Below are 8,100 nucleotides of genomic sequence, written 5' to 3' on the forward strand. Positions count from 1 at the left end.
TCGAATCTCTGATTCTTTGCGTTTATAAAATTTAGAATAATCAATCCGGATTTAAGTTATTTGCTTAAAGGTTTTATACTTCCATCATCCATAATCTGCGAATAAGTACGGGTTGTTTTTTGAAGATTTCCGTCAAACTTCTGCTGTGTGGTTACAGTAACCTTACCGGTCTTACTGATTTCATAGCTGCTGAATTCTTCAATTTTATCATCCTTTCCGGGATCATACCAAAGCCCTTCTACATACAGCTCCCCAACAATTTTGTTATTAAGTACCGTAAGAAGAGAATAGCGGTAGTCGAAATCACCACAATCCATAGGAACCAGAATCAGGTCCATATTTTTATATCGGGCTAAAGGAAAATATCTGAACATGGGATTCCCACAGCTGTATTGCTCAGATCCGTCTATAATAAAATCGGTTTCAATCCATTTTACATCCACTTGAGGAAGACTTTCAACAGGCAAGCTGTAGAGACTTTTTGCCAGATAAGATTCCGTTTGCACAGGTTCATTTTTACGTTTTCTCCATTCCTCAATAGAAAGGGTTTCTCCGGAAACAGGTTCGTCAATCTTTAAAGAATTGCATTGATCTCCTGAAGCATGAAAAATATGATAAGTCTCGAAGCGGTCCGGGCCATTATATCCGGCTGAAAGCGAGTAATTCCAGACATTGTTCACTTTTGTACTGTCTACCAGAAACGCAATTCCACTCTTTCCTTTAGTTAATGAATCCAGAAACTTAGCCTGAGCTTTCATTTCATCCAGTTCAAGAATCTGTTTCATGAAATGAGAAGAATTACAGGTGTTGTCAGTTGCTTTTACCTCTTCTTTTTTTACAGGATTTTCCTTCTTACATGCTACAAAAAGTAACGGAAGCAAACCTACTATAATTTTATGCATACATTGTTTTTCACAAAAATAAGATTTAAAAAGAATTGGAGATTAAAAAAATAATTTTATATTTGCACCTGAAAATCAAGTTTAACCATTTAAAAACAACGAAGCAATGTTCAGAACAAATCAGAATTCTACAGTTGGATTACCCCTTATGGTGGTAGGGCTTCGTGGTTTGGTACACTCATAGAATAACAGTACAATGAAATATCAAAACCCGAAGTCGTAAAGATTTCGGGTTTTTTATTGCGCAATATTTCAAAACTCAAATTCAGTTTCCCCGAAATTTTTTTAGTGTCATTAAAGACAAAATAGCATGAGATGTAGATCTCAGAACTGTTACTGTCTATTATTAATCCATTCAACTAGTGTTTTAGTTGACTAAAAGTTGTGTGAGATAAAATACATCTCGCATCTAACTTCTCTTATCAATGGAAAATGATAACCTTCTGTCTTACAGGTTAAGAAGCCTTAGAAGCAGAAAAAGAACAATAAAAAAAGATGTAGAAAAGCAGATAAGAAAAAAGTATCGTCGTAGTAATGAACTTTGGGAGATCAAAAGAAATATCCCGTGGATTCCTTTAGAAAAACCTTATCAAAGAGGATTTGTAAGATTCTTCACCGTTAGGGAAGATGTAATGAGATCCAAAGACGGAGAATTCTTTGATGGAATTTTGAAGAAGATTAATACCTATATGTATTCTGAAAGCCGCCAGTTTCTGAAAAAGAAAAAAAAGTCCGGCCGGAGGATATATGTAGAAAGAGAGCAAAAACTCAAACAGATCTCTTCATTTTCCTGGAATGATCCAAAGTTCGGGCTCACCCCAAGGGAGAGAGAATATTTCCTGAAACAGGAAGAATATTGCCCTTTCCGAAAACAATATGTGCCTTATTACGAATTTATAGAACCCTGGAGATTTACCCTGCGGATAAGACCCAATATGATTACCCATTATAAACCTGTAGACTTCGAATTGGAAAAAGAATCTGCAGAGCTGGACTCTTATTTGAGACAGTATAAAATTGATGGAATTGTCCACAAAACCATTTATGGTAAATCGTATTCATGGAAAACCAAAAGAGAAGATACTGATCTTATCAAATGCAGGAAATATTTTACCTGTAAAATGTCTGCAACAGAGATTGCAGAAAGCTTTCTGGACGATGCGTCCGCAAATATTTAAAACAAAAACAATGGGAAATTTAAAACTAAAAGGAAAAGATATATTAAAACTGGGCTATCCGAATAATCAAAGTGTCAACGTTGCTTTAGAGGTCATGAAAAGGAATTTTGCAACCAAAAATATTCATCATGTAAAATCTATTTTAAAGGAAATTTTACAGAATCCGGAACAATTTGAAAAGGATTTAACCTTCGGACAGATTGCAGAGACCTTGCTTTCATCCAAAAAAACAGAAAAGAGAATGCTGAATTCACAGCGGGCCTCATTTCAGATCTTTGGAAATAATATCTCTGAGGAAGCCAAAAACCAGCTCTATACCGCTTTGAAGCTGCCTATCTCTACCCAGGGAGCGCTAATGCCGGATGCTCACAGTGGCTATGGCCTTCCGATCGGAGGAGTGCTTGCTGTGGAAAATGCAGTGATTCCTTATGGAGTAGGAATGGACATCGGATGCAGAATGAGCCTGAGTATTTTGGATACCCCGATTTCATATCTTGAAGGAGCCAGGGACAAATACGAAAAAGTCCTTGCTGAACATACAAAATTCGGAATGTATGAAACCCACAAATCTCACATAGATCATGAGATTTTTGATAGAGATACATTCGATCTGATCCCGATTTTAAGAAGATTAAAAGGAAAAGCGATCAAGCAAATGGGAAGTTCCGGTGGCGGAAATCACTTTGTGGAATTCGGAGAAGTGGAAATCACAGAAGAAGACAAACAGATCGGATTGCCGAAAGGGAAATACCTGGGAATACTTTCACACAGCGGATCGAGAGGATTAGGGGCAGAAATTGCCCAATATTACTCCAGAGTGGCTGCAGAACAGTGTCCATTGCCAAAAGAAGCACAACAGTTTGCCTGGCTGGATCTGAGTACACACCTTGGTCTGGAATATTGGACTGCGATGAACCTTGCCGGAGATTACGCCTCAGCCTGTCATGACGATATTCACCGAAGACTGGTAAAAGCAGTAGGAGGAAGAGTAAAAGCGAGAATTGAAAATCACCACAATTTTGCCTGGAAAGAGATCCACAACGGAAAAGAAGTGATTGTTCATCGTAAAGGGGCTACCCCTGCCAATGAAAATGAATTGGGAATGATCCCAGGTTCTATGACGGCGAAAGGTTTTATTGTTCGTGGAAAAGGAAATCCGGATTCACTGAACTCAGCATCACATGGAGCAGGAAGAGCACATTCCCGCGGAGAGTGCAGAAGTCTTTTTACTCAGCATGACATTAAAAAAGAGCTGAAGCTGAAGAACGTTACACTGATGGGAGGGAATGCAGAAGAAGCACCAATGGCGTACAAAGACATCAATGAAGTGATGAATGCACAAAGCGAACTGGTGGATATTCTGGGAACATTCCAGCCGAGAATTGTAAGAATGGATAAATAAATTTTGTTGTAGGTTTCTGGTTATCAGTTGTGTTTTTGCACTCTTGATAACCGGTAAACCCGCAACTGGTAACAAAAAACAAAACAATGGGAGCACCACACAATATAAAAAGATACGGAGAAGTCTGGCCGGAATTTAGAATCCGTTTCGGGCTGCAGATATTAGAAAAACTAAAAGATAAAGTCATTATATCAGGAGGCTGGGCCTGGCATTTTATGTCAGAGAAAGGGCATAAAGAATACAAACATGCCCATGACCACAAGGATATTGATGTTTTTGTAAAAAAAGAAAATGTAGCAGAAGTTGTTATGATTCTTCAGCAGGAAGGATTTCAGAAAGTCTGGACCCGGTACGATCACTTGCCGAGTGAAGAAAACTTTCGCCGGTATGAAAAAACAGAAGAGCTGGAAAACAATAAGTTTCATAGAATGACCATAGATTTTTTTGAAAGAAATGATCTTGAAACCATTGAAGCTAACGGATTTACCGTAGTGAAGCCTGACGTTCTGCTTTCATTTTACAGAAATATTCATTCCAGTGACAAATGCTGGGCAGTAATGGCTGCAAAAGATTTATTACAGAAGGGAATAGATCCCGTAGGACATCCCTTATTACACAAAATGCCAATATAACATGGAAAAATTAATACAGATCACTTCAGGAAGAGGACCTTTGGAATGCCAGTGGGTAGTGGCCAAGGTTTTAAAAACCTTTCTTGAAGAGGCAACACAAAACAATATAGAATATGAGATCATTCACCGTGAAAGCGGGGATGAAAATCTAACCCTGAAATCCGTTACCCTGCTTTTAAAAGGAAAGCAAATAACAGAATTTTTGAAAAACTGGCTGGGAAGTATCTGCTGGGAAGGAAAAAGCACATTCAGGAAGCTGCATAAAAGAAGCAACTGGTTTATTGGTGTTTTTGAATTAGAAAATCCGGAAAAGATCGATTTCAACGAGAAAGATATAAGATTTCAGGCGGTCAGAAGTCAGGGAAGCGGCGGACAAAATGTAAACAAAGTCAATACGGCCGTTCGGGCTACCCACTTCCCGACAGGAGAATCGGTATTTGTACAGGATTCACGCTCTCAGCTGGAGAATAAAAGGCTTTCGGTCATCAGGCTGAAAGAGAAGATCATGTCAGTATATATCCGGAACCTGGAAAAGAAAATGAAAGAAACATGGAGTCATCATCTGCGGGTAGAGCGCGGAAACGCTGTCCGTACTTTTTCAGGATCTGATTTTAAAAAGAATTATGTGGACAGGTCATTCAAAAAACAGAGGAATGATTTGAAAAATGAATTAAAAAACTATCAAAATGACCTTAACTAAAAGTAAATATTATTTCGAGGCTCTGGACAATTATCCATATAGCCTTCCAGACTGCCTGGAAGCACTCAATTATGCTTTGTCTTACGATCCGGAAGATGCAGACAGCCTTTGCCTGATGGGCAGGATCTACAGCGAGATGCTGATGGATTATGAAAAGGCCAGGCTCTACTTTGAAGAGGCAATGCAGTGTAATATGACCAACCTGAGTGTTCCGCAATATTATATCAAATGTCTGCTGGATAATGAAGATCTGGAAGAAGCAGAAAAGCTGATTGAGTATGCTCTGAAAATAAAGGGAATCGATAAATGCAGAATTCTTATTCAGCAATCTCTGCTTTTTGAGATCAGACTTGAGTATAAAAAAGCATTAGAACCTTTAAAGAAGGCTAAAACCTTTGCTTATGATCAATGTATGATCGACGCCCTGAAAAGCAGAGAAAAATTCATCAAAGCAAAAATGCCTAAAAAGCCAAAGAAAAAAACAAAAAAGAAAAAGGAGACCGCATAAGTCTCCTTTTTTTTGATATATAACATAGTAATACTCTGAAATACAGTATATAATTCGTATTTTTATTAACAAAACTATCCCATGAATAAAAAACTATACGTATTATCCTTAGTTTCGACTACATTTTTTTCTATATGTAGTGTCAGAGCACAAAGTACAGAGCGTCTTATTAATGAATATTATCAGAAGAAAGGATGGCTGGTACAAAAGGCGAATTCAAGCAATAAAATAGGAGTTGTTGTTTTAAATAAGGACCAGTCAAAAAGTCTGGGAATAGATATTGTTGATGTGCAGCAAACTTATAATGGGTTGAGGATCTCCAATGCATTGGGAAAAGTACTCATAAAAGGAGAACAGATCCTTTCTGAAAAAAATAACTTTAATAGAAATAGTATAATTGCCGAGAATAAAAGTTCTCAGCGTAGATTTTCAGAAGATATCATTAAGCAGCAACTTAATCTTAAAGAAATAAGGGTAAATTACCTACCTGATATATACTTTGAAAAGAATGAAGTATATATTCATGCTAAAGAATTAATCGTAACCGATAAAAATTCTTCAGACATTTGGCATATTGTTGCAGATGCAGGTTCCGGAGAGATTATGCAGAAAATCAATCAGACTCATCGTTGTGATTTTGGACATCTGTCTTCATACCGATTAGAGATGCAGGATGTACAGATAGTGTCAGCGGCTGGAATGAAAAAGATTCAACCTTCTGGTGCTTCTTATAATATTTTTGCATTGCCGCTGGAAGCTCCCACATTTGGCTCCCGTTCTGTCATCAGTAATCCCTGGGATCTGACAGCTTCTCCTGAAGGGTGGCATTCTGATGGAATCAATCATTATACCTATACTCAAGGGAATAATGTACATGCTTACTCAGATCAGGATAATACCAATAATCCAGGATATTCTCCGGATGGCGGAAGCAGTTTGAATTTTGATTTTCCTTTTGCAGATGGGAAATATGATAATCCTATGACTTATAAAGATGCGGCCATTACCAATCTGTTTTATATGAATAACAAGCTGCATGACATCTTTTATCAATTTGGTTTTACAGAAACAGCAAGAAACTTTCAAACCAATAATTTTGGAAAAGGAGGAATAGGTGGAGACGCAGTAAAAGCAGAAGCTTTTGATGGAAGTGGATTGAATAATGCAAACTTTAGTTCAGGATACGAAATGGTTCTGAATGGAACTCCTTTTCTTGAGCCGCCAAGAATGCAAATGTACCTTTGGGACAGAATTGAAAATGTTAATGATCCTATTGTAAGGTATCAGTATAACTCTCCTGCATCCATGGCGGGTAGACCTAAGGCTATAACAGCAGGAGCCAGTTTCGGAAACCTGTTACTGGACGGGCAGACTGTGACGGGAAATCTGATGCTAGCTACACCGGAAGAAGCATGTACTGCTCTGGTGCCAGGAAGTATGGCGGGTAAAATAGGGGTTGCAAAAAGAGGAATATGCAGCTATGCCAGTAAAGTAAAAAGAATGGAAGAGGCAGGAGCTATTGGAGCTATTATTCATAATCCTGTAAGTACTATTCCCTTTACAATGGTTGCAGATGATACAGTAGGGCCTATAAGTATTCCTTCTATTATGATGGGAAAAGTGGAAGGAGAATATCTCGTAAATCAACTTAAAGCGGGAACAACCGTGAATGCAACGTTAAATTTTGATTATAAAGGTTTTAAGCACTCAAGTTTAGATAACGGAATTGTTACTCATGAATATGGACATGGTATTTCAGACAGATTGACGGGACAGGGTTATAATTGTCTTAATTCTGCTGAGCAGATGGGAGAAGGATGGTCAGATTACTTTGCTTTAATCCTTACAACAAGACCTGGAGATACGTCTGCATTAGCACGGGGAATAGGAACTTATATGAATGGGGAGCCGATTACTGGTGCAGGGATCAGATTTACAAAATATTCTCCGGATTTTAATATAAACAGTTATACGTATGCAAAAACTAATGAGGCATTCAATGCTCATGAGATAGGCTTTATCTGGGCGACTATGCTATGGGATCTTACCTGGAAGTATATAGAAAAATATGGCTATAACAATGATGTATTGGCAAGCTCAGTATCCGGAAATGCACGAGTATTACAAATGGTAATGGACGGACTGAAGTTGCAGCCCTGTAATCCTTCCTTTATAGATGGAAGAGACGCCATACTTCAGGCGGATTCGATAGGAAATTCAGGCCAGGATAAATGTATGATCTGGAAAGCTTTCGCGAAAAGAGGACTGGGTGTAAATGCTTCTGCCGGAGCCGGCAATGTAGCCAATGACCAGGTAGAAGATTTCACTGTCCCACAGGAGTGTAATACTTCACTAGCCACTCAGGAGATTAAAACACAGGAACAGAAATTTATTGTTTTTCCTAATCCTACTTATGATGAGTTTTTTGTTGGAAATATAGACAAATCATCAAAGGAAGTGAAGATCAGAATATTTGATATATACGGAAAACAGGTGTTCTCTGACTCCAGAGAATCAGCTTCCAGAAAAGCTATTTCTACAAAAAGCTTCCAGAAAGGAGTTTATATGGTTCATATCCAGCAGGGAGATAAGACCCAGGTAGAAAAACTGATTGTAAGATAAGCTTCTACAGATACTTATAGAAAAAAGGTGAGGCTGTCTCAAAAGTGAGGCAGTCTTTTTTTTGAGCATAAAAAAAGGAAAGCTTTTGCTTTCCTAATATTTGCAAATTGATTAATTTGCTGTGTGTTAAGTAATTCAAAGGTAGTCTTTAAAGAT

The 8,100-nt window shown here is 38.0% G+C and carries 7 protein-coding genes; 6 read left to right on the forward strand and 1 reads right to left on the reverse strand.

Annotation, left to right across the window (positions count from 1 at the left end; all coding sequences use genetic code 11):
• Positions 1–56 precede the first annotated feature (56 nt).
• Entirely contained in the window at positions 57–902 is an 846-nt protein-coding gene (locus AC106K_RS26750; protein WP_482448675.1) for a hypothetical protein, read from the reverse strand.
• A 425-nt stretch (positions 903–1,327) separates the two neighbouring features.
• On the opposite strand from AC106K_RS26750, the gene AC106K_RS26755 reads away from it, so the two are divergent.
• The 6 genes from AC106K_RS26755 (at position 1,328) to AC106K_RS26780 (ending at position 7,944) form a co-directional block, all read left to right on the forward strand.
• Positions 1,328–2,080 carry a hypothetical protein gene (locus tag AC106K_RS26755; RefSeq protein ID WP_482448676.1) on the forward strand — a complete coding sequence of 251 codons (753 nt, stop codon included), beginning with the start codon at positions 1,328–1,330 and terminating at the stop codon, positions 2,078–2,080.
• Positions 2,081–2,090: 10 nt separating this feature from the next.
• Positions 2,091–3,482, forward strand: coding sequence for an RtcB family protein (locus AC106K_RS26760; protein ID WP_482448677.1), 1,392 nt, complete (start codon positions 2,091–2,093; stop codon positions 3,480–3,482).
• An 86-nt stretch (positions 3,483–3,568) separates the two neighbouring features.
• Positions 3,569–4,114: a nucleotidyltransferase domain-containing protein gene (locus AC106K_RS26765; protein WP_482448678.1), complete on the forward strand. Its 546-nt coding sequence runs from the start codon at positions 3,569–3,571 to the stop codon at positions 4,112–4,114.
• Position 4,115: 1 nt separating this feature from the next.
• Positions 4,116–4,814 (forward strand): peptide chain release factor H, encoded by a 699-nt coding sequence (prfH, locus tag AC106K_RS26770; RefSeq protein ID WP_482448679.1) that lies wholly within the window; start codon positions 4,116–4,118, stop codon positions 4,812–4,814.
• The gene (locus AC106K_RS26775; protein ID WP_482448680.1) at positions 4,801–5,322 is read left to right on the forward strand and encodes a tetratricopeptide repeat protein; all 522 of its coding nucleotides are present in this window, start codon (positions 4,801–4,803) and stop codon (positions 5,320–5,322) included. Before prfH ends, AC106K_RS26775 begins: the two co-directional genes overlap by 14 nt.
• An 81-nt stretch (positions 5,323–5,403) precedes the next feature.
• Positions 5,404–7,944, forward strand: a complete 2,541-nt coding sequence (locus AC106K_RS26780) for a T9SS-dependent M36 family metallopeptidase (RefSeq protein WP_482448681.1) — start codon at positions 5,404–5,406, stop codon at positions 7,942–7,944.
• Positions 7,945–8,100: the final 156 nt, after the last annotated feature.

This window comes from Chryseobacterium sp. FR048 (assembly GCF_056844665.1).